A 21619-nucleotide genomic window follows, 5' to 3' on the forward strand; every position below is an offset into this window, starting at 1 on the left:
CAGGAGTTCGACACCCATGAATATGAAACGATATACACAGTATATGTACAGCTATCCCCACAAGACAGCCTACGGTCCCCTGGAAGGAATTACTCTCAATCAGTATCTTTCTGATCTGGCTGGTGCCGGGCATGATCTCTACCTCCATCTCCCCTTCTGCGAGACGAAATGCGGTTACTGCAACTTATTCTCCGTCACGGGGCAGGGGGAGACGGCCATAGACCGGTATTTAGACACCGTGGAACGGCAGCTTCGCCAGTATGAGCCGCTTTTTGCCTCTGCAAACTCCCTTTTTACCAGCCTTACGATCGGAGGCGGAACCCCATTGCTGCTGACGGAAGCTCAGCTGGAACGGTGCTTTGCCATGATACGGCGTTATACACGGCTCGCCCGGGACGCGGAAATCATCATCGAGACGGCGCCGAATCAGACTGCGAAGCCGAAGCTTGCTCTGCTGAAGGACGCCGGTGTCACAAGAGTCAGCATGGGCATTCAAAGTTTTTTCGATGAGGAGCTGAAGGTCCTTAAGAGGAGCCACCGGGCAAAGAAGGCCAGAGAATCGCTGGATCTTTTGATGAACAGCGGTTTTTCCAGGGTCAATGCGGACTTTATCTACGGCGTGCCGGGACAGAGCGTGTCCTCCTTCCTCTCCTCGGTAAAAGAAGCGGTATCCTTCGGCCCTGACGAACTGTTTCTCTATCCTCTGTACGTAAAACACGGCGCGGCGCTGGAACAGGAATTAAACCGCGGCCTCGTTCTGGATGAGGATCTGGCCTTCCGCCAGTATGAAGCGGCCGCGGAATGGCTGGCCTCGCACGGTTACCGTCAGGATTCCATGCGTCGGTTCGTCAGGCCGGAATCGCCCGGGGGCAGCAGAGAATTTTCAGACTGCGGCTTTGGGAGTACGCTGTCACTGGGATGCGGCGGCAGAAGCTACCTGGGAAACCTTCATTACTGTACTCCCTATGCCGTCACAAGAGAAAGCTGCTTAGAGCAGCTGGTCCAATACGAAGAGACCAGGGATTTCTGCGCAGTCACCCATGGGATTCTGCTGTCAGAAGAGGAACAGAAACGAAGATTTGTCATACGACATCTGCTCATTCTTCCCGGGCTTCCTCTCACAGCTTACCGGGAAACGTTTCATGGTGACGCAGCCGCCGATTTTCCAATTCTTCATAAGTGGATGGAGCAGGGCTTTCTTAAGGAGCAGAGGGACTGTCTTGCACTGACGGAAAAAGGGATGGGGCTGTCCGATTATCTCGGCCCCATGCTCATTTCCAAGGAAGTCCGGGATAAAATGAATCAATGGGAGGCTCTTCATGGCACGAAACATAATCCAATACAGAGGGAGTTTAAAGAGCTGTAATTACGGCTGTTCCTACTGCCCCTTCGCCAAACGGCCCTCTTCTCCGTCTGAGCTTTTTAAGGACAGGGAAGACTGGATGCGGTTTGTCGGACATTTGGAAACGCAGAGTGAACATTTGGAAACGTTTAGCGGACAGACGGACACGTTCAGTGAACCGTATGGAGCCGTCATGGTGGTTCCTTACGGGGAGGCGCTGATCCACGATTACTACTGGGAGGGGCTTGCCCGGCTGAGCCGCATGGGGACAATGGAAGCCGTTGGGGCGCAGACCAACTTAAGCTTTGATATCGAGCGCCAGCTTACCATCTTCAAGGAAAGCGGCGGCAGGAAAGAAAAGCTACGCGTCTGGGCCACCTTTCATCCGGAAATGACGACCGTGCCCCTCTTTTCAGAGCAGTGCAGAGAACTGCTGTCTGCCGGGATCCGCGTCTGTGCGGGGGCAGTCGGCGTACCGGAAAACCTGGAAACGCTTCGACGCTTAAAGGAGGCACTTCCCGGCGGATGCTGCCTCTGGATCAACCGCATGGATGGGCTGAACCGCCGCTACACAGAGGAAGAACAGCAGGCATTTCTCAGGATTGATCCCTGGTTTTACCGTGAACTGCACGTAAAAAAGGCGATGCCGGAGCAATGTCCGGGACGCCTTTTTGTGGAGTCCGACGGCAGAATGAGGCGCTGTACCATCTCCGCTCCCCCGGAAGGAAACTGGTATGATACGGCAGGGACAGAGACGCTTCCATGCAGGAAAAAGGCATGTACCTGCTACCTGGCCTATGGCGGCCGGATGGACTGTGAGGAGCGGACCGCATTCGGGCGCTGGCCTCTTTTTCGCATCCCCTGGAGTCCCAGGGCAGTATTTCTCGATCTGGACGGAACGCTTATTCCGGAAAACGGCCGGATGGGGGACCGCCTCTTGCCCAATCCGGGGATCAGCGGGGAATGGCTGGACTTTTTCAAACGTGAGTCCCGGACCAGGTCCTTATTTCTGGCCACTTCCCTGCCCTGGAAAGAGGCGGCCGCCAAATGCAGGAGCATACTCCCCTATATATCAGGAGGCGTCTTTGCAGGAGGCGCGCATGTGGTCTTTCGTCCAGGCGAAGATCAGCCATGGAAAGATCAGGCAGGGAAAGACCATGCAGGGGACGACCGGCATGAGATCTTTCACACCTTCAACGCCCCCTGGCTCCCTCAGATCTCGGCGCTTCAATCCGACTCCCGCTCCCACTTTCGCCTCCGCCTCTTCGAACACGAAGGTCTCCCTTATAAGCTTACTCTCACGAGACCGCAGAAACGCGGCTGGACGCAGGAAGATGTGAAAGCAGTCACCAGTCTCCTGACGCCGGGCGCGTACCGCTGTTTCACGGAGCGCGGCAATCTTCAGATCGTTTCCCGAGAGGTTGACAAAGGGAGCGGGGTCCGCGAATTGTGTGCGCTTATGGGGATCGATCCCCGTGAGACGGCTGCTGTCGGCGATTCCGAGGAAGACACTGCCATGTTCCGCACCTGCGGTTATGGAATTGCTGTAAAGGGAGGTTCCCCAAAGGCTGCCGCAGAGGCCGATTTTATAGCGGAATGCTGTCCGAAAGACATAAGGTTCCATACCCCAGTTCCGCATTCGGCCACTGAGAATATCCGGGCAGGTGCCTGGCTCCCCGCCTTAAATAGGCTTTAATTTTCTCGCCGTACAGAAACGGATCCCTCCCGTCCACGATCCCCCACTGCATCAGAAGCGCGGCGCTTCCCGTGACAAACGGCGTGGCAAAGGAGGTTCCTGTCACGGACTCATAGCCGCCCCCCGATCTGGCTGTGATGATTCCGACTCCCGGGGCCACCAGATCGGGCTTCACCTGATTGGTCTTTCGTGTAAAACCGCGGCCGGAAAAATCGGCAAAGGACTGATAAGCGTCGTCATAGGCGCCTACGGATATGACTCCCGCCGCCGTGGAAGGGATGGTCAGCGTCGTCTCCGGTGTAGGCCTTAAGAAACGGGTTGAACGGCTCAGCACGCTGGCGGAGGGCAGCCAGAAATCGAAGTTTCCCTCCACGATCTCCCGCGGCGTCAGCCGGATTCTCCAAAGTCCCTCATCCACATAACTTTCTTTGGGAATGAAGTCCAGATAGATTTCCTGTGCTACGCTGTAGGGCCCCGGCTCTCCATAGTAAAGAAGAATGGTCAGATTTACAAAAGAAAGAGTCTGGGGCCCCAGCCGGCTGCTGATCGGACCAATCGTTTCGCCAGATGGCGTAATCAGGCTGATATCGAAAATATCCGTATAGGACTTCCAGAGCTGGACGCTGAAACTGGTCTGATAAGCTCCTATCGTCAGTTCCACCTCCTGAGGCTGGTTCATCACCAGCTGTCCGGCGCTGTGCCCGTCTCCCGCCCCCTCATTACCTGTTCCCACCACAAAGACCGCTTTTCCGTAATTGGATATGTCATTCAGAAACGTTTCCAGGAGGCTCGTTCCGTCATGGGAGCCATACGTATTGCCGAAGCTTAAATTGACCGCCACCGGCTGTCTCCGGCGCACGGCTTCTCTCACCGCAAAATTGACCGCCCGCATCAGTTCCGTCGTCCGCGGAAAGCTGTCGCTTTTCGGCACGCCCAGCTTTACCACCAGGAGATCGCTCTCATAGGCGATTCCCCGGTACTGGCCGTTATTCTCCCTTCCGTTGCCCGCCGCAATGGCGGCCACCGCGGTTCCGTGACCGCTCGTATCCACTGAGGGCACGATCTCCCGTGCAGCCGCCCGGCTTCCTGTGGCCAGAGCCTCGTTGATCTCCTCTTCCGTAAATACCCGATCCAGCGTCTGATCCCAAAGCATGACTATGCGGGTGTCCCCGTTCTCCTTCCGGAAATCATCATGGTAATAATCAATTCCCGAGTCGATGATTGCCGTCAGAACTCCTCTGCCGGACAGATTCCCCTCCCCCTGCTGCACGATATTAATACAGGAAGCTGCCTTTGCCTGGTTGATGGCAAAGTACAGCCTCTTCGGTTTTTCTATAAAGTCTATCTGCGGCAGACTGCTGATATAGTCGATCTCCGGCTCCGGCACCGTTAAAATGGCGTACTCGTTAATCATTTCATCCACAATGATCCCGTGCTCTGCCAACACAGCCAGGCTCCCGGAATATTTAACGATCAGTTCCCATGTATTCAGCTCGGAGTTATACCCCACATTCAGGGACTCCGATTTTTCCCGTTCCTCTGTCGTGGCACTGAGAGAGAGGTTTAAGAGGTTTTCCAGCTTCTGATTCTGCATATGCTTCTCTGCGTTATTCTTTTACTCTATCATACGCATCATGGCATGGGTGTATTCGGATTCTTTCCTGTCACCCCGCCGTCTCCTTCTCGGCCTCCCGGACCTCCACTCCATTATAGAAGAACCGGAGGATTTCCTCATAGGTTTTGCCTTCCGCCGCCATGGCCTGAGCTCCGTTCTGGCTCATGCCGACTCCGTGGCCGTATCCGCCTCCATAGATATGGAAGGTGGTGATATTATTATCATCCACGCCCTCGTTCTCGATGGCAATATAGGCGCTGGGCAGGGACTCGATATCCTTCATGACGTTTCCGTCATTCTTCGTAATCTTCATGTAGGGATTGCCAAGCTTTGCTCTCACCTGGCCTTCCCCGTTGATGGTCATGATTCCATCGGAGCCTTCCACACGCACTTTTTTCACGATGCCGCCCACACCGCGCTCGATGACGGAGATATTCAAAATGGTTCCCACCGCGGTAATCTCCTCCTCCAGCTGCCGGTTCGTGACCGTAGTCTCCCAGCGGTACATCGGGAAGGAGGAATCATAGGACGGGTACTCCTTATCCTTGATAAATGCCTCAAATGCCGCGTTGGTGGACAGATTTAAGACGCTGCGGTCTGTCTCCAGGAGGCAGCCGTCCAGATACGGATATTTGGCCGGATCACTTCCCCAGATGCTGCCGTCTGTCGTATGGCCGCAGGAGGTGGAGAAATAAAATGCCTCAATGGGCGCATCCTGATAAAACAGAAGCTTCCCATACGTCTCACGAACCGCCTGCTCCGTCTTATCTGATGTCTTTAGGTTGTTGTACACCTGAAATCTGGTGCTGTCGTCCACATGGGCGCCGTACTGGCTGTAGGTGTTGCTCTGAATCTGGCGGTAGGCGTACGTTCTCGCACAAACCGCCTGGGCCTTTAACGCCTCCATCTCGTAGCTGTCAGGCATCTCGCTGGGCACTACTCTGGTCAGATAATCTTCCAGATACAGTTCATTAATCAGGGTGATCCCCTCTGTCTCTTTCCGGATTTCGATGCTCCCGCTGTACGTCGGCGTGCCGAGGGACCGGCGGATCGAATTGACAGAGATGGTATCGCCGGCATCCACGGGAGTGACGACAATTCGACCGTCCTTCAGCCGCTCATCCGACGGATCGATAATCACTTCGGCCTTCGCCGGGATCTGCACGCTCTCCTCTCCGTAGGCAATGTTTAATCCGCTCTCCGCCGATAAGGTGACCGACGGATGAAAGACAGACTGAAAATTCGTATTCATGATCATGACCCGGATCGTCTTCGCATCGAATTCCCGCATGGTTAAAGCCGCGCAAAGCTTTCCATGGGCCACGACAAATTCCTGAATATCGTAGCCGACCAGGATATCCGAGATGGACTGCTCCTCAAACTGGCCATACAGCTTATACACCTTGAAATCCTTATCCAGCTTGATCTTACCGTAGCCTTCAATCTCGATGGAATCGTCCTTTACCGCCAGAACCTTTCCGGTAATTCTCTTTTTCTTCAAAGTCACTTTCTGAAGCTTGCCGTTCTTCAAAGACAGGTCCGCCAGATTATCGGCAAACTCCTCCGGCTGCCCCAGAGAGGCTTCCATGGGGAACGTTCTCTCGATTGTACCCAGATGTACGGAAAAGGTCTCCCCCTCGCCGCGTGTCAGCCAGACATTCTTATAAGTGACGGAATCACTCACCGTTTCCCTGACCGCGATCATCTCACCGTCTTTTACCAGGACTTTCAGTTCCCAGTCTATGTAGCTGTCGAGGCTGATTCCTTCAAAGCGGAATTTGCCCTCGCTCGTATAAGCGGTCCACGCCGGAGCGCTCCTGATGTTCATCGGAGTACCGTAAAGGAGAACGTCCATTTCCTTTATTCTGCCTTCCTGATCCAGTTCCTTCCGAAGGCTGTCGTAAATAAACCACCAGTTGTCCGATGGAAACGTTTTGCCCTGTTTTTTCTTTCCCACGTGAGCAGCCTCTCCCTGTCCCGGGACCAGTGCCTCCGCCAGTTCCTCCGCCTCCCGGTACGTTAAATATCCCTGTACGTATTCCGGGTCCGAAGGGGTCGTGTCCGGAGATAAGTATCCGTTCACGTAGAGATAATTCAAATACTTCGCATACCAGTTATTCCTGTCCTTCTCCGAAAAATAGTTCTGGCCCTGCTCCTTAAGCAGCTGTTCACAGTTTTCGGCATCCGTCAAAAGAAGGGCGGCTGACTTGTAGGCCGCCGCTCTCGATATCCCACCCGGCTTCGTCTCACTGACCAGGATGATGATAATTAAAATGAGAACCAGAAGAGGAATTCCGGCTGCAAATGCGATAAATTTCCTTTTATTCATGCGCTCCTCTTATCTCATATAAGTTTTCTTCTCTTCGTCGATGTGCTTTAAATCCTTGTAGTCGTTTGTATTAAGGGAAAGTTCTTTTTTCCTGAGTGCCCGGTTCACCAGTCCGGATAACATGCTGTAGCCCACCGCAAAGGTCGGTACTGCAATGATCATGCCCACAAACCCGAACAGGCCGCCGAACAGCAGAATGGAAAACAGCACCCAGAAGCTCGGAAGTCCCGTAGACTGTCCTAAAATCTTCGGGCCTAAGATATTGCCGTCAAACTGCTGAAGCAGTACGATGAAAATCAGGAAGTACAGACACTTCATCGGGCTGACCAGGAGAATTAAGAAGGCACTTGGGACAGCTCCGATAAACGGGCCGAAAAACGGGATCACATTGGTCACACCTACGATCACGCTGACAAGCAGAACGTACGGCATCTTCATCCAGTTTAAGCATACGAAACAGATAATACCGATAATCAGGGAATCCAACAGCTTGCCCGTGATAAATCCGCCGAACACCCGGTGGACAAAACGGAGCTCTTCGATAAACTGATTCGCCATCCGCAGAGGCAGCACGCTGTAGATGATCTTCTTTCCCTGTGCGGAAAGAGTCTCTTTGATGTTTAATAAGTACACCATAACGATAACGCCGATGAGGATGTTCTTAAGCGCCAGCACAACGCTCAAAAGGCCGCTGGACAGACCGCTTATCACCGTCGACACGTTCGGTACCAGGGAGGTGGTCAGCCAGTTTTCCAGTTGATTGGTCACCTCATCGTACATCGGGATTACCTTTTGTTCCAGGGTTGGATTATCCTCCAGAAGCTTCTGAAGCCAGAGCGCCAGGTTGTTGATATTCTCCCCCAGTCCCTCCTGAAGCGTCATAATGCTGGTGTAAATCTGCGGAATCACCATCCAGAACAGTCCCGCAACAATCACAAAGAGGACGACCAGGCTCACAGCTGTCGCTCCGGCCTTCGATAATCCCCTGACTGTCTTTTCCTTTTTTACGCCCTTCGCAATCCATCCTTCAAGAAGGCTTCTCGTCCTGTTGTAAATTGGAAGAAGCAGATATGCCAGAACAGCTCCATAAATCACCGGCATCAGGATGCCGATAAACGCCCTCAGTCCTGCCTTCATCACCTGAAATCTCGTAAGAAAAAAAGCAAACGCGATACTCAGCGCGATCACCGCCAGCGCGGTCACTCCCCAGCATATATAATTCCTGAATTTCGTTTCCTTCATATTATTCTCCTGTATTTTAAGATACGGGCTTTGCCCTATGTATACATTATCATACTTTTGTAAAAAGTTAAAGCAGCGATTTCTCGCTGCTTTTTTCTTTTGTAACCCCAAAATGCCGGTTCTTACTGTTTGACGCCTAGCCTTGCTAGGTGGGCGACCTCACTTAAGCTTCTGCCTTCCACTCAATATAGGAGGCCTGACATCCGCTTAAAAATATTGGAATCCCGAATGTCAAAATGTAGGTTCAAAGTAGGTAAGAGTGTCGAACATTCCAGGAATTACAATTCATCTTATTTTTATAGCATTAGTATACACCACTTTACTCAATTTTTCAAGTTCCTTTTCCTGTCAGTTTTAATTATGAAGACAACGCGCCCGGCGGACATGCTCTCAGCCCTGTCCGGCGGCGGCTGTTCGTTCCTCAGGCGCTTAAATGGTGCGCCCTGTCCAGCAGGCTGCCATGCTCGATATAAGGGTCCAGACGCTCCAGCAGACGTTCGCAGCATTCCTCATGAATCACCAGCTCCACCGCCTGGGCCGCCTTTACGGACAGCACAGACAGCAGCGATTTCGCATCCACCACCGTGCTCCCGCAGACCAGTTCCATCTTATGACGGCTGCTGCCGGTTATTTTTACAAATTCCAGGATCGAATCAATTCCCCAGAATCCGACTTTTACTCTTTTCATCGTTGGTATTCCTCCAAATACTGTACTGGTGCCAGCTACGCCATTAAAAGGCCGCTCTCCATATCGTAGAGCTGATAAACTTTGTATTCCCTGTCAAATATATATCCCAGCTTCTCCGCCAGCCCGACTGACTGTAAGCTGATCGCATCCCAGCTGGGGTAGATTCCCTGCTCCAGACACGTGAGGATGAACCGGGCGCTGCACGCCAGGGCCAGCCCCTTCCGCTGGTACTCCTTCCGGGTCTCAACCTGTATCTCAAACATTCCCTGGCTGATTCCATAGGCAGAACATCCGGAAACAATCTTTCTGCCATCCATGGCCACAAAGCCGAGGCCATTCTGTTCAAATTCCTCCGGAGTCTCGAAATTGGAGCAGAAATCACGGCTCCATTCCTCCTTAAGCGCTGTCTGGTACAGTCTCTTATCGATTTTCTTTAATCGAATTCCGGCGGGCAGGTTCCCACAGTAGGACTCCAGCGCCTCCTCCGAAAAATGATTCCTGTCCCTTCTCATGGAATACCGGGATAAAACCCTGTATTCTCCCGGGAAGGATTCCTCCAGCCATTCGGCCCATCTCTCATCGGATGGGGTGATGTAATCCTGGCCGCATTCTCTGTAAAGCTGCGCTCTCAGTTCCATGGCCTGTTCACCCTTTGGGCATATGCCAAACAGGTATGCGAAATCACCCAGATGAATCAGGCAGTACGCTGGATTCGTAAGCTCAGGCACCCACACACGGCCCATGTATCCCTGAACCGCTCCGTGCACCAGAACATTATCCGCCTGTCCGCAAAGCGGACTGATTATCTGTCTCTTTTCTTTTCCCAGTTCAATCATAATGCATCTCCTCCTTAAGGCGTTCCTCTTCGCCGTCAGCCAAAACTATTCCTTAAGCAACATAATACTGTGTATCATATCACACTATAAGAGATTCTGCAAATCAAAAACTGTTTCCGCCAGAAAATCGGCTCCCGCGCCGGTCAGCTCCTCCTGGTCTCCATAGCCGTAGAGAACGCCCACACTGTCAACTCCGACTTCCTTCGCTCCTAAAATATCGTGTTTCCTGTCACCGATCATGATCACTTTTTCCAGATCGGTAATCCCGTTTTCCTCGAGAACGTACCGGATGACATCCGCTTTTTTCACCCTGGTCTCTGCTAAATCCGCGCCTCCCATAAAGGTGAAATACGAATTCAGTCCGAAGTGCTCCATGATCTTTCTGACAAAGACCTCTGGCTTCGAGGAAGCTACAAAAAGCTTTTTCCCAGAGGCCGTAAGCGCCTTCAGCATCTCCTCGATCCCCTCGTAGACCTCATTTTCAAAGATTCCCCGGTCGGAAAAATACTCCCGGTAGACACCGATCGCGTTCGCCGCATCCTCCTCGCTGAATCCGTAGTATTCGATGAAGCTGTCCTTCAGCGGCGGTCCGATAAAGCAGCAGAGCGTATCTAAGTCCTCCACCTCGATGTTATAAGCCTTCAGGGCGTGGCGCACGGATTTGGTGATGCCTTCTTTTGGATCGGTCAGCGTTCCGTCCAGATCAAATAACAGATATTCCTTCTCCATTCTCTCCTCCATGGATAAGAATGCAACGGAGACGGAAGGCAAGCTCCCGTCCCCATATGCATTTTTGAATTAATTCCATTCACAGTTTAAGGTATTATCTCACTTTGTGAATTAGAAGTCAATCATTTCTGTTGCAAATTTGTCGTAAAATGGATATATTTAGTATGAATCATAAAAATATCCACTCCATATGGAAAGAAGGAATTCTATGATAGAGATCGATCAAAATGGAAAAAAAGATTTTTCATCCATACAGGAAGCGCTGGACAGCCTTGCAAAAACTCCGTATTCCGGAAAAGGAGAAACGCTGTTCCTGCACAGCGGAATCTACCGGGAACAGATTACCGTGCGCATACCACATCTGACCTTCCTCGGGGAAGAGGACGGTTCCACTGTAATCACCGGCTGCCTCTCCGCCCGCATGGAAGCACCGGAGGGCGGGCCGCTCCGAACGTTCCGCACCTTTACATGCTTCATCGACACCCACGACTTCACCGCACGCAGCATCACCTTTGAAAACAGCGCCGGGAAAGGGACCGAGGCCGGACAGGCCCTGGCACTCTATGCGGATGGGGACCGCCTCTTCTTCGACTCCTGCCGTTTTCTGGGAAACCAGGATACTCTCTTTACCGCGCCTCTCCCGCCGAGGGAGATTGAGCCGGGAGGATTTACCGGGCCGAAGCAGAATGCCCCCCGCATCAGCGGAAGGCATTATTACCGGAACTGCTACATCGAAGGCGATATCGACTTCATCTTCGGCGGAGCGGCCGCCTATTTTGAAGGCTGTACCCTGTTTTCCAAGTGTACGGACAGCCCGGTAAACAGCTATGTCACCGCGGCCTCCACGCCTGAGGGCCAGGAATTCGGCTATGTTATGAAGGACTGCCGTTTCGAGAGCTGCTGTCCCCCGCACAGCGCCTTCCTGGGGCGGCCCTGGCGCGAATACGCCCAAACGGTTCTCCTGAACTGCTACATGGATTCCCATATCTGCGAAGAGGGATGGGATGACTGGAACAAACCGGAGGCCAGAGAGCACGCGTTTTATGCAGAGTATGAGAGCTTTGGACCGGGCGCCGCCATGGACCGCCGCCCGGAATGGGTCCGCCGCCTGACGAAAGAAGAGGCCGGACGCTTTACAAAGGCCGCCGTTCTCTCAGGAAATGACGGCTGGGCTCCGGAATAGGGGCACGCGGAAAGCTTCACCGCTTATATGACGGGAGCGCCGATATTCCAGACGGTCTTCCCACCCTCGCCGAGGTCGATCATCCGGTCCAGAAGCCGCTTCATCAGTTCGTATTTCCGCTCCTGAAGCAGTGGATCATCCCATAAATTATACTTCTCCTCCGGATCGTTCTGGAGATCGTAGAACTCGCCGTAGCTCCTGTTCTGGTAGTAGATCAGTTTATAATGTTCATCCCGTATGGCCCGGATGTCTCTCGCTTCCATGTAGACGTCCGGCCATATTTCTTTGGCGCCGTCCTCGTAAAACTGTGTCAGACTCCGGCCCATCATGGTATCCGGGACAGCGATTCCCGCCGCCGTGAGGCATGTGGCCGCGATTTCGACCGAGCTGATGAAGCTGTCCTCTCTGCGGCCTTTAAAGCCGGAAAACGGAGGCTTTAACAGAAACGGAATCCTCATCAGGGCCTCCGAGCAGTACTGGGCCTTGGTGGCCACACCGAAATCTCCCATAAAGTCCCCGTGGTCCGAGGTAAACAGGATGAGGGTGTTATCGTAAAGTCCCTTCTTTTTAAGGAACTCAATCACCTGGCCGATTTTCCGGTCAATCAGAGTCATATTGGCATAGTAGGCCTTCTTCATCAGCCGGATCTCATCCGGGGTGAGCCCATCCGGCGACGTGTGATTCTTTAAATCAAGACTGCCGAATTTCTTAGCGATGTCGAGATAATGGGGCGGCTTATGGAACAGATCGGAAAGCTCCGTTCCCGGCAAAGTCAGCTCCATTTCCCCGTAGACCTCTTCATCCGGAAGCCCAATCCCGTCAAAAGGCATATGCGGCCCCGGAAATGAAAGGGTCAGGAACCAGGGCCTGTCATCGGGACAGCTCTTCTCCAGCCACTCCCTTCCCCGGTCGCCGATGTAGGCGTCCACGTGGTACTTTTCTTCCCCTGTAAATTCATAGATCCCCTTGCTGTTTATCTCCCTGAAAAGCTGGGATCCCCTGGTGAAACCGCTGTCGGCCAGAAACTCCACATAGCTGGAGACGCGGTCGGAGACCGTCTTGTTGGCCGGAAGGCCGAATTCGCCGTCGGCCAGCTCCTTCGTGATTATCTCCGGCGGAAAATGTTCATCCACAATGTCCTCATAGTCGTATCCCCGCTCAATTTCAGAGCGCCAGAAATGCTGTTTTCCGATGACAGCCGTATAGTAGCCCCCCTCCTGTAAATACTTCATAAATGTGGTCTCCTTTTTGGGAAGGCTGCTGACAAATCCCGGTACGCCGCACTGGGAGGGATAGCGCCCGGTAAAGATGGCTGCCCTCGCCGGAATGCACGACGGGTTTGTGGTATAGGCGCGGGAAAAGCACACGGCTTCTTCCGCCATCCGGTCAAGGGCCGGTGTATGTACCTGGCGGTTCACCCATCCGGCTGCGTCGTAACGCTGTTCATCTGTCATCAGAAATAATAGATTGGGTCTCTCTTTCAAATCGGTTCCTCCTTTATCTTCTCCGGGGCCGGAATCTCGTCTGACGGATAGGACAGTGTCACCACGGTTCCCTTTCCCGGAAAGCTGTCAATCACAATGCCATACGCATCTCCATAATAAAGCCTGATTCTGTCGTGGATATTCTTCAGTCCCACATTGCCCCTGCCGGACTCCTCTTCCACCCGTTCTCTCCGCTCCAGGCGGCCGCGGATCTCCGCCAGCCGCTCCGGCTGTATGCCGCCGCCATTGTCCTCCACCGTAACCGTCATGATTCCCTCCTCTTTTTTTACCGTAACCGCGATCCGGCCGCCAGAGCGGCCCCTGCCCAGCCCGTGGGAGATGGAGTTCTCCACAAGCGGCTGCAGGCAGACCTTTACGATGGGCTCTGCAAGCAGCTCCTCCGGAACCCTGGCGGCGAACGCAATCCGCCCGCCGAATCTGGCACCTACGATCGTCATGTAGCTGGAAAGGTTTTCCAGCTCTTCCCTGATGGTGACGAGGACACCGTCCGTATGGGTCGCGTAGCGGAACAGCTTCGATAAGGCCATGATCATCTCCGATACCTGCAAGGCCCCGTAAAGCTCCGCCATGCTCTTGATCATATCCAGGGTGTTGTAGAGAAAATGAGGGTTGATCTGAGCCTGCAGCGCCTTGATGGCCGCCTCCTTTTCCTTCAGTTCCACGGAATACACCCGGTTGACGAGGCGGTCAATCTCCTCTGCCATGCCGTTAAACGCGTCACAGAGGTCTCCCACCTCATCCCTGGTCTCGACGTGCACGCGGACCGTGTAATCGCCCTCCTTCACCCGGACCAGATTCTTATGGAGCCTGGTCACCGGGCGGACGATGGTCTCCGAGAAAAGGAGTGAGGCCGCCAGTATGATGAGCACGGTTATGAAGATCACGGTTCCTGTCATGGTGCTCAGCGCACGGATATTGCTCTCCACGCCCTTCATGTCATCGAAAAATGTGACTCTGATTCCCAGATTTTCGATACGGTAGTCCCACGAGATGCTCTCCGCCCGTCTCCTCTCCTTCGGCGGCGCCGAGTAGGAGACCGCGGCGGCCCGCAGACGGTTCACCGCTTCCGGCCCGCCGCTCATCGTGTCATAAAGCAGCTGCTCTCCGTCGTCCATGGCGATCTCCGTGTTCAGCACCGTCCGCAAATCCTGGAGAAGCAGATCGAACTGGTCTCGGTCAAAGACGATAAAAAGCCAGCCCAGGGTGCCGTTTTTCAAGTCTAAATCATCGATCTGGCGCAGATAGACGTATTTATCCGTGTAACTGTCATTCAGCTCCTCGATTCGCATGAGCCTCTGGTTTTTAAACCGTTTTCCCACCTCCTCCGGCGGTACGGAAAAAAGGATGGTGTCCGCGTAGCCTAAGGAATTCATCACATCCATGGCCGTTCCATCCTGTTTTAAAAATGTAACCTGATCCACGTACGCCATTACCTTGAACAGATCGAGATTCACCCGCACCTTTTTCTCCAGCGCCATGCGGGCGCTGTAGCTGCTCAGCGAATCGGAGGCCCCGCGTATCATGGCCTGGGTATCGCTGTCAAAAAAGAGATTGGAGATGTATTCGATTTTAGTCAAATAGTCCTCCAGCAAAACTGCCGTGTTCCGTTCCGTCAACTGGTTCTGGGTGAAGGCATCGCTCCTCAGCTTCTCGGAATAGGCGGAGTTAATATAGCAGTAGACAATACAAAGAGGAATGAGGGAGACTGTCAGAAAGCTCAGAAATATTTTTCTGTTGAGACGGCTCTCCAGCCACGTCTTAATGCGCACTCTCTTCACGTTTTTCCTCCTCCCGCCTCATCCTCTCCCTGTATTCCGACGGTTTCTCCCCCGTCATGGAGGCAAACACCCGGCTGAAATACTTTGCTTCCTTGAATCCCACCCGAAGGCTGACGGCGCTGACGGAAAGGCCCGTGTGGCTTAAAAGCTCCTTTGCCTGTCCGATCCGCACCTCCGTCAGATAATCGATGAAATTAACACCCGTCTCATCCTTGAATTTCTTGCTGAAATAGCTGGGATTGATTCCGTATTCGTCCGCCACCCAGGCGAGGCTGATATCAGTGCTGTAATGCTCTCTGATCTCACGCTGGATCCGTTTGACAATTGCCGCCACATCCATGCAGTCCTCTTCCTTCAGACAGGACGCTGCCTTTTCAATATACTCTTCAAACCGGTGGCAGATGGACCGGATGCTGTAGTAATTCCGGATCCGGACAGAGAAATCGTATCCCTCCTCGATCAGTTCCAGATATTCCGTCCGGCTCTGTTCCTTATACCGGTCATTTAACAGCTTGATCACCTCGCCCGACAGAACAAAGTAGAAATTTAAGCAGCTGGTTAAGTCGTACCCCTTCTGGATAAAGAGCCCGCAGGCCTGTCTCGTACACCCCCTGATCCGCTCCATGTTGCCGGCCTTTAACGCAGCCAGAAAATCCGCGTGAAGATCGGATTCCGACACCGGAAAGGACTCTGTCTTCCCTTCCCTCCCCAGCCGCAGAATGATGGCTTCCCTCGCCTCCGCAAATGCCTCGCCAATCTCCTCCAGCGCCTCATGCGCCTCGCTCAGCCCATACTCATAGCTGTGAAGCAGGCTCACAAGCACGCTCTCATCCAGCCGGAAGCCCGCAGGATTCACAATGCCTGTGATCAGAACGCCCCAGGTGAAACGGTCCAGCGGGCAGAGGTAGATGTCCTTACCGGCAGCGGCCTCCTCCAGACGTCCGCGCATCTCCTCCCTCGTCAGAGCGGATTCTTCCAGACGGCGCATCTGAAACAGCGCCAGTTCAAAGAAGCCGCTCTGCCCCTGTCCGGACACCAGGAGGCTGCTAAGCTGGCGCTTCGTCTCGTCGCCGGGACTTCGCAGGTACTCCGTCAGGATGTTTTCCACCCCCGCCGTGAAACCGTCCCGGGTCTGTTCCTTTCTCTCCTGCTCCTTTTCCAGCGCCGCGACAGCCTTCTCCACAGCTTCGTAGACCGCCGAACGCTCCAGCGGCTTTAATAAATAGGCCATAACCTCCAGCTCAATGGCGCGCCTCGCATAGTCAAATTCGTCGTAACCGGATATGACGATGGTCTTCGGAAGCCTTTCCCCCGCTTCCTCCAGGCGTTTTAGCACATCGAGGCCGTCGATCAGCGGCATATTGATATCCGTAATCAATATATCGGGTCTGGTGTCCAGCAGCGCTTTCAACGTCTCTTCCCCGTTATCACTGATTCCCGTCACCGTCACCTCAAAGGGGCTCTCCTTTAAGACCTGGCTCAGCCACCGGCCCACCCAGAACTCATCATCCGCAATCAGTATCCGATACATGTCCCCGTCCCCCTCTCTTGTGCCATTCTAACATAGATAAAAGGCAGCCGCAAGACTCAGTCCTGCGGCTGCCAGCCTGCATTATTTCAGCTTCAGATTATTCTCCACCTGTGCGTTTAGGTCCTTGACCGCATTGTCTACGGAATCACCGCCCGCCACATTGGCCGTAAAGGTACGGGCGTCCGCCCACGGGCTGACCACCGCGATGTCAAAGGCGGAATCCACCCACGGAACCATGCGGGCTGCGCTCAGACGCTCCGCCGCTGGCTCCACCACATCGTTGTCCGTGCTGGCCCCATCCGTGCGCGGATTGAAGCTGTTCTGGCTTGCCACATAGGCGTTCATGCTGTCCAGTCCGGTGAAGAATTCCACGAATTTCCGGGCTGCGTCCTTCTTCTCAGAAGAGCTGTTGATGCAGACGCGGACACCGGCATTGATCAGAATCAGGGAATCGTCATCCTCGACCGGAATACCGCCCAGAGTATAGTTCATATCCGGAGCTGCGCTCTCAAGTCCTGCCACGAACCAGCTTCCGCCAGGCATAAAGCCGGCCTCTCCCTTTGCGAATTCTGCAATATCGTCCTGGCCCGCCGCATAGACGAGAGCCTTGCTTCCGTCCAGATAACCTTTGGAGATCAGGTCTTCCACCAGTGCAAATCCCGGCTGCATCACATCGCCAAATTTCAGCTCGCCGCTGTTCATTCTGGCGATCTGGTCCATTTTATCGGATGCCTGATAGACCGGGTCCATGCTCTTCGCCAGGGAGAGAATGGCAACGCCCGTACCATCCTTGGCTCCGGCCACGACCGGTGTCTTTCCGGCTTTCTTCAGGATCTCACAATCCTCCAGAAACTCTTTGTAGTTTGCCGGCGCGTGGTCGATGCCCGCTTCCTTCAGTACATCGAGGTTGGAAAACATACCAAATACGGCCACTTCCATGCCGAGACCCGGAATGCTGTCATTGATGGTCAGCAAGTCCTTTACGAGGCCGCTGTACTTCTCCACCACAGGCATATCGGACAGATCCTCGGTATAGCCCGCTTCCTGAAGCTGCGGCAGGTAATTGGGGTTGGCAAAGAACACGTCGTCCCCCTGCCCGGAAGCCAGTCTTGCGGTGAGTACATCCTGATAACCGCCCGCGTTGCTGATTCCCTCGTACACCACCTTGATATCCGAATTCTCCTTGTTGAACCGTTCGATCAGTTCCGGAATCGCGCCTTCCTCCGCTCCGGTCTTAAATCCGAACACCTTAAGCTCCACCTGTTCTCCCGTGCTCTCCGCTTCCGCCTTTGTTTCCTCCGCTGCGGCGGTCTCTTCCTTCTTCGCCTCGCTGGTCTGTGCTGCCGTCGTCTCCGGTGCCGCCTTCTGTCCGCATCCGGCCAGAGATCCCATTACCATGGCTGCCGCCATGAACCATGCTGCTGTTCTTCTTTTTCTCATGTTTCTTCCTCCTGTTATTCCTTTATTATGATTTTGTTACTATTGCATTTAACTGATTCACCCCTTCACAGACCCGTTTAACATGCCGGAAATGATCTGCTTCTGCAGTATGAAATAGACGATCATCAGCGGCAGGATCACCAGGGTTGTCGCCGCAAACAGAATATTCCACTGGATGGACAAGTCACCCTTAAAGAAAAATACCGTGAGAGGCAGTGTCCTGGACTTCTGCCCCTGCAGAAGAAGCAGGGGATACATAAAGTTGTTCCAGACCCTTAAGGCGATCACGATCAAAAGCGTTACCATGGGCGGCTTAAGCAGCGGATACACGATTCTGATAAAGGTCGTAAAGGGGCTGGCTCCGTCAATATAGGCCGCCTCCTCCAGGGTGACGGGTACTGTATTCACAAAGCCGGAAAAAAAGAACACGCCGTATGCCGCGTTGGCTCCGATAAACGCCAGGATCAGTCCGAACAGCGTATTGGCTACGTGAAGCTTCTGCATCCATAAGACGAGAGGCACCATGGCCACCTGCTGCGGCAGCGCCAGACCGATGAGAAACAGCGCGTTCAGTACGAGAAAGAGCTTCTTTCCTCTTCTCGCCCGCATGATGGCATACGCCCCGCAGGCTCCAAAGAACGTGGTGATCAAAGAGCTGAATACCGTCAATACGGAAGAGTTAAGCAGCGCCCTCCAGTATTTCATTCCCTTCGCCGCCGTTATATAGTTTTCAAAGGCGAAGCTGGTCTTCAGGCTTAAGGGTTCGCCAGCCAGCAGAGCCTCATCCTTCAGGGACACGAGAACCATCATGATCACCGGGTAAAACATCAGCACACAGGCGGCGATCATCAGCAGCTCGAACAGAAATAGCAATGGTTTCTTTCTGGTTTTCATCAGTAAATCGCCTCCTCTCGTTTTTTCAAAACTCCGATTAAAACCTGCCCGAACAGGACTATCACGATGGTTAAAAGTACGGTCTGAGCCGATGCGTAGCCGTGCAGGCCGCGGTTCATATTGGCGACCACGTACGTTCCCACCGTCTCCGTGGAGTTCAGCGGTCCGCCGCCTGTCATGGCGTAGACAATGTCAAATACCTTTAGGGATTGGGTAAACGCAAGCGTCACATTGATGGTGGTGGCCGGAGCCAGCATCGGCAGGATGATGCTCCCAAATTTCTGCCACGGCCCCGCTCCGTCGATGGCCGCCGCTTCCAGAATGTCCGTCGATATACTCTGTAAGTTGGACATGTAAATGGTGGAAGAATATCCGATCCACATCCATACATGAGCGATCACCACACAGGACAGCGCTGTCTTTCTGTTTCCCAGCCAGGTGATGTCGGTTCCCAGCAGGTGGTTCAACATGCCGTCCGGCATATAGATAAACTGCCAGATAAATGCCACCACCACGGGGGATAGCATACACGGTGCAAAAAGCAGCATCCGCAGGAAGTTTCTGGACTTGATTTTCGTGTTCAGCGCCATTGCGAACACGATTGCGAACAGATTCTGTAATACTGTCGCTCCCAGGGCGAACAGAAAGGTGTTGACCATGGCCTTCTTAAACACCTTGTCATGAAACGCCACATCGTAATTATTAAATCCCACCCACTTGAATTTCAGGCTGATTCCATTAAAATTCGTCAGGCTGAAAAACATGCTGGATACCACAGGAATAACAAAAAACAGGATATAGACAGCCAGAATCGGCGCAAGGAGCAATAGGTAAAAGTAAAAGTTACTGTATGTCAGCCGTTTCTTTTTCATGGTTCCACCCCTTTATCTTTTCCTCATTTTTCCTCTGTTTCAATTCTTTGTAATTTCATTATAGTTGGAAAATGGCCCGGGAAAAACTCCACATTTTTTTGATTCAGGGGGAATTTTTCGCTGGAACGGTTACGGAAACAAAAACCTCCCTTCACACAACGAGTCCGGCAAGCCGGACTCGTGCGCCGGAGCGCGGTTGCTTCAGCAGCCAAATTTCCTTAGCGCGGAGTGCGCCTCCCCCTGAGGGTTTTGGTTTCATAGGACGAACTTTCCTATGAAACCAAAAAAAGAGCGCTCCCGCGAAAGGAACGCTCCGTTATGAGATATCTCATTAATTTTCCTTAATTTTCACAATTACCTTCTTAATCGGGGCCGGCTCGCCGTCTGCTGCTTTCGGCTTATGGCCATCCCACGGATTAAAGATCATATATTCACCTGCTCCGACAACTACCTTTAATCCAGGATTTGCGTTGTCATATAAAACACAGTCTTTTTCTTCGTTATACGGTACTGTCACATTCAGTGCGTCCACCGGTGCATAAGTCATGGTCTCAGTACCCGTGATCATGTACTGGATGTCCGTGTAATCATGGTGCGATTCATACTTCGCTTCTTCCCACGGAATCGTGGTGTATTCGGTTACATTCGCATAGACGTTCTTGCCATCAATTTCGTATTTCCCCGGTGCCAGGTTCTCTAAATCGGTATTCTGAAGGAAATCAACTGCCTTGCCGTATCTGCCTTCAATTCCAAGCCCTCTGTAAAAATCAAGATTCTTCGCTGAGTCAAAAATCATAGCCCTGTTCTCCTTTATGTATAAAATTTCTTAGCTATATTATACACCTAAAGCAGAATATTCTACAATGTTTTTATTTAAAAAACTCATGATTTTGATGGCGGAACAGATACGTTAAATGGGAATCAAACCAGCTCACAGCTCCGCTCCTGGAACCTCTCCGGTTCATGAAGTATAACGCCCCGTCGGAATAGTCCTCCCCTTCCAGCGCCCGGTTCACGCATTCCCTCGTCTCCTCCGTCACCTTCACAGAATTGATGGAACCGTCTGATACCGGTGAAAACTGAGAAGGCTCATAGACAACGCTTCTAACTGAATCCGGGAACTCCTGGCTCTTCACGCGGTTCAGCACCACATTGGCCACAAGAATCTTTCCCTTCTCGTCACAGACTCCGGCTTCTGCCTGAACGATCCGCAGCAGAACCTGATAATCGTCATCTGAAACCGCCTTCCGGCTTGCCGCTTTCTTCTCTTCTTCCCTGCGTCTTTCTTCTTCCAAAGCTTTCTGGCGGGCATTTTCTTCTGCCTCCAGCGCCTTTATCTTAGCATCCATGACAATCTGTTCATTGATACGTTCGAGCTCTTCTTTTGATTCCTGTTGGATTTCCTGCTTCTGCTGTACTTCTTTTTCCAATAGATTACCGGCTAACAGTTGTCCCTGCTTCTTTATTTCGGTAAGTTGGACTTGTACTTTTGCTTCCGTAACAGGTTCCTCTTCTTCTGCATCTTCCTCTTCTGCCGCTGTCTCCTGCCCCGGAGTCTCCGCAAACGCCGTCAGGGCGTTCTTTCCTCCGCTGCCGAAACCGGTTGAGGTAAATGCCACAACGGTGATCACCGCAGCGCCTGCCATAAAGACAGCCGACGATCGATACATCCTTTTTGTGGCCTTCACCGCCAGTCCCCGAAAGAACTGACAGATATGCTGAAGAATTGAGCGCAATGTCAGCATACATACTCCTCTTTCTTTTCTCTCATACATCTAAGCCGCAGACTTTTGCAGCCATTTCCGGGTGACGAGCGTATTATAGAGGAGTCTTGTCAACAAAGTCAATACTTATTTAACATCTTTGTGATATTTTCCTTGAGCGTTTTCTGGTCTTTTTATATTTTTTGTATATATATTACATTTAAAAGCTTGTTGTA

The 21619-nt window shown here is 52.7% G+C and carries 17 protein-coding genes and 1 other RNA gene; 3 read left to right on the forward strand and 15 right to left on the reverse strand.

Features of this window, described 5'->3' with window-relative positions; all coding sequences use genetic code 11:
- Positions 1 to 16: 16 nt before the first annotated feature.
- Both DFR60_RS18595 and DFR60_RS18600 read left to right on the forward strand, forming a co-directional pair.
- A complete protein-coding gene (locus DFR60_RS18595) occupies positions 17 to 1366 on the forward strand; it encodes an STM4012 family radical SAM protein (protein ID WP_110324244.1) in 1350 nt (449 codons plus the stop codon).
- The gene (locus DFR60_RS18600) at positions 1320 to 3038 is read left to right on the forward strand and encodes an STM4011 family radical SAM protein (RefSeq protein ID WP_110324245.1); all 1719 of its coding nucleotides are present in this window, start codon (positions 1320 to 1322) and stop codon (positions 3036 to 3038) included. The genes DFR60_RS18595 and DFR60_RS18600 overlap by 47 nt, the downstream gene beginning before the upstream one ends.
- Here the strand turns inward: DFR60_RS18600 and DFR60_RS18605 are convergent.
- The 7 genes from DFR60_RS18605 to DFR60_RS18635 all read right to left on the reverse strand — a co-directional run bounded on the left by DFR60_RS18605 (position 2929) and on the right by DFR60_RS18635 (position 10477).
- Complete coding sequence (locus DFR60_RS18605; protein WP_110324246.1) at positions 2929 to 4632, reverse strand: S8 family peptidase; 1704 nt, start codon at positions 4630 to 4632, stop codon at positions 2929 to 2931. The genes DFR60_RS18600 and DFR60_RS18605 overlap by 110 nt on opposite strands.
- Positions 4633 to 4702: 70 nt before the next feature.
- The gene (locus tag DFR60_RS18610; RefSeq protein WP_110324247.1) at positions 4703 to 6982 is read right to left on the reverse strand and encodes a SpoIID/LytB domain-containing protein; all 2280 of its coding nucleotides are present in this window, start codon (positions 6980 to 6982) and stop codon (positions 4703 to 4705) included.
- Positions 6983 to 6991: 9 nt separating this feature from the next.
- Entirely contained in the window at positions 6992 to 8224 is a 1233-nt protein-coding gene (locus DFR60_RS18615; RefSeq protein ID WP_110324248.1) for an AI-2E family transporter, read from the reverse strand.
- 100 nt (positions 8225 to 8324) lie between these two features.
- Positions 8325 to 8505: non-coding RNA, 6S RNA (ssrS, locus tag DFR60_RS18620), on the reverse strand.
- Positions 8506 to 8645: 140 nt separating this feature from the next.
- Positions 8646 to 8912 (reverse strand): HPr family phosphocarrier protein, encoded by a 267-nt coding sequence (locus DFR60_RS18625; RefSeq protein WP_002603834.1) that lies wholly within the window; start codon positions 8910 to 8912, stop codon positions 8646 to 8648.
- A gap of 35 nt (positions 8913 to 8947) precedes the next feature.
- A complete protein-coding gene (locus DFR60_RS18630) occupies positions 8948 to 9748 on the reverse strand; it encodes a GNAT family N-acetyltransferase (protein WP_110324249.1) in 801 nt (266 codons plus the stop codon).
- An 84-nt stretch (positions 9749 to 9832) separates the two neighbouring features.
- The gene (locus DFR60_RS18635; protein ID WP_110324250.1) at positions 9833 to 10477 is read right to left on the reverse strand and encodes an HAD family hydrolase; all 645 of its coding nucleotides are present in this window, start codon (positions 10475 to 10477) and stop codon (positions 9833 to 9835) included.
- A gap of 208 nt (positions 10478 to 10685) precedes the next feature.
- Between DFR60_RS18635 and DFR60_RS18640 the strand changes: the two genes are divergently transcribed.
- The gene (locus tag DFR60_RS18640) at positions 10686 to 11660 is read left to right on the forward strand and encodes a pectinesterase family protein (protein ID WP_110324251.1); all 975 of its coding nucleotides are present in this window, start codon (positions 10686 to 10688) and stop codon (positions 11658 to 11660) included.
- Between the two features lie 23 nt (positions 11661 to 11683).
- Here DFR60_RS18640 and DFR60_RS18645 read toward each other — a convergent pair whose 3' ends face one another.
- The 8 genes from DFR60_RS18645 to DFR60_RS18680 form a co-directional block, all read right to left on the reverse strand.
- A complete protein-coding gene (locus tag DFR60_RS18645) occupies positions 11684 to 13144 on the reverse strand; it encodes a sulfatase family protein (RefSeq protein WP_110324252.1) in 1461 nt (486 codons plus the stop codon).
- Positions 13141 to 14943: a sensor histidine kinase gene (locus tag DFR60_RS18650; RefSeq protein WP_110324253.1), complete on the reverse strand. Its 1803-nt coding sequence runs from the start codon at positions 14941 to 14943 to the stop codon at positions 13141 to 13143. The genes DFR60_RS18645 and DFR60_RS18650 overlap by 4 nt, the downstream gene beginning before the upstream one ends.
- The gene (locus DFR60_RS18655) at positions 14924 to 16474 is read right to left on the reverse strand and encodes a response regulator transcription factor (protein ID WP_110324254.1); all 1551 of its coding nucleotides are present in this window, start codon (positions 16472 to 16474) and stop codon (positions 14924 to 14926) included. The genes DFR60_RS18650 and DFR60_RS18655 overlap by 20 nt, the downstream gene beginning before the upstream one ends.
- 81 nt (positions 16475 to 16555) lie before the next feature.
- Positions 16556 to 17914: an ABC transporter substrate-binding protein gene (locus DFR60_RS18660; protein WP_110324255.1), complete on the reverse strand. Its 1359-nt coding sequence runs from the start codon at positions 17912 to 17914 to the stop codon at positions 16556 to 16558.
- Between the two features lie 57 nt (positions 17915 to 17971).
- Positions 17972 to 18808 (reverse strand): carbohydrate ABC transporter permease, encoded by an 837-nt coding sequence (locus DFR60_RS18665; protein ID WP_110324256.1) that lies wholly within the window; start codon positions 18806 to 18808, stop codon positions 17972 to 17974.
- Positions 18808 to 19680: a carbohydrate ABC transporter permease gene (locus DFR60_RS18670; RefSeq protein ID WP_110324257.1), complete on the reverse strand. Its 873-nt coding sequence runs from the start codon at positions 19678 to 19680 to the stop codon at positions 18808 to 18810. Before DFR60_RS18670 ends, DFR60_RS18665 begins: the two co-directional genes overlap by 1 nt.
- Positions 19681 to 20011: 331 nt before the next feature.
- Positions 20012 to 20476 (reverse strand): NanQ anomerase/TabA/YiaL family protein, encoded by a 465-nt coding sequence (locus tag DFR60_RS18675; protein WP_110324258.1) that lies wholly within the window; start codon positions 20474 to 20476, stop codon positions 20012 to 20014.
- A 73-nt stretch (positions 20477 to 20549) separates the two neighbouring features.
- The gene (locus DFR60_RS18680) at positions 20550 to 21425 is read right to left on the reverse strand and encodes a cell wall hydrolase (RefSeq protein ID WP_110324259.1); all 876 of its coding nucleotides are present in this window, start codon (positions 21423 to 21425) and stop codon (positions 20550 to 20552) included.
- Positions 21426 to 21619: the final 194 nt, after the last annotated feature.

This window comes from Hungatella effluvii, from assembly GCF_003201875.1.
GTDB lineage: Bacteria > Bacillota > Clostridia > Lachnospirales > Lachnospiraceae > Hungatella > Hungatella effluvii.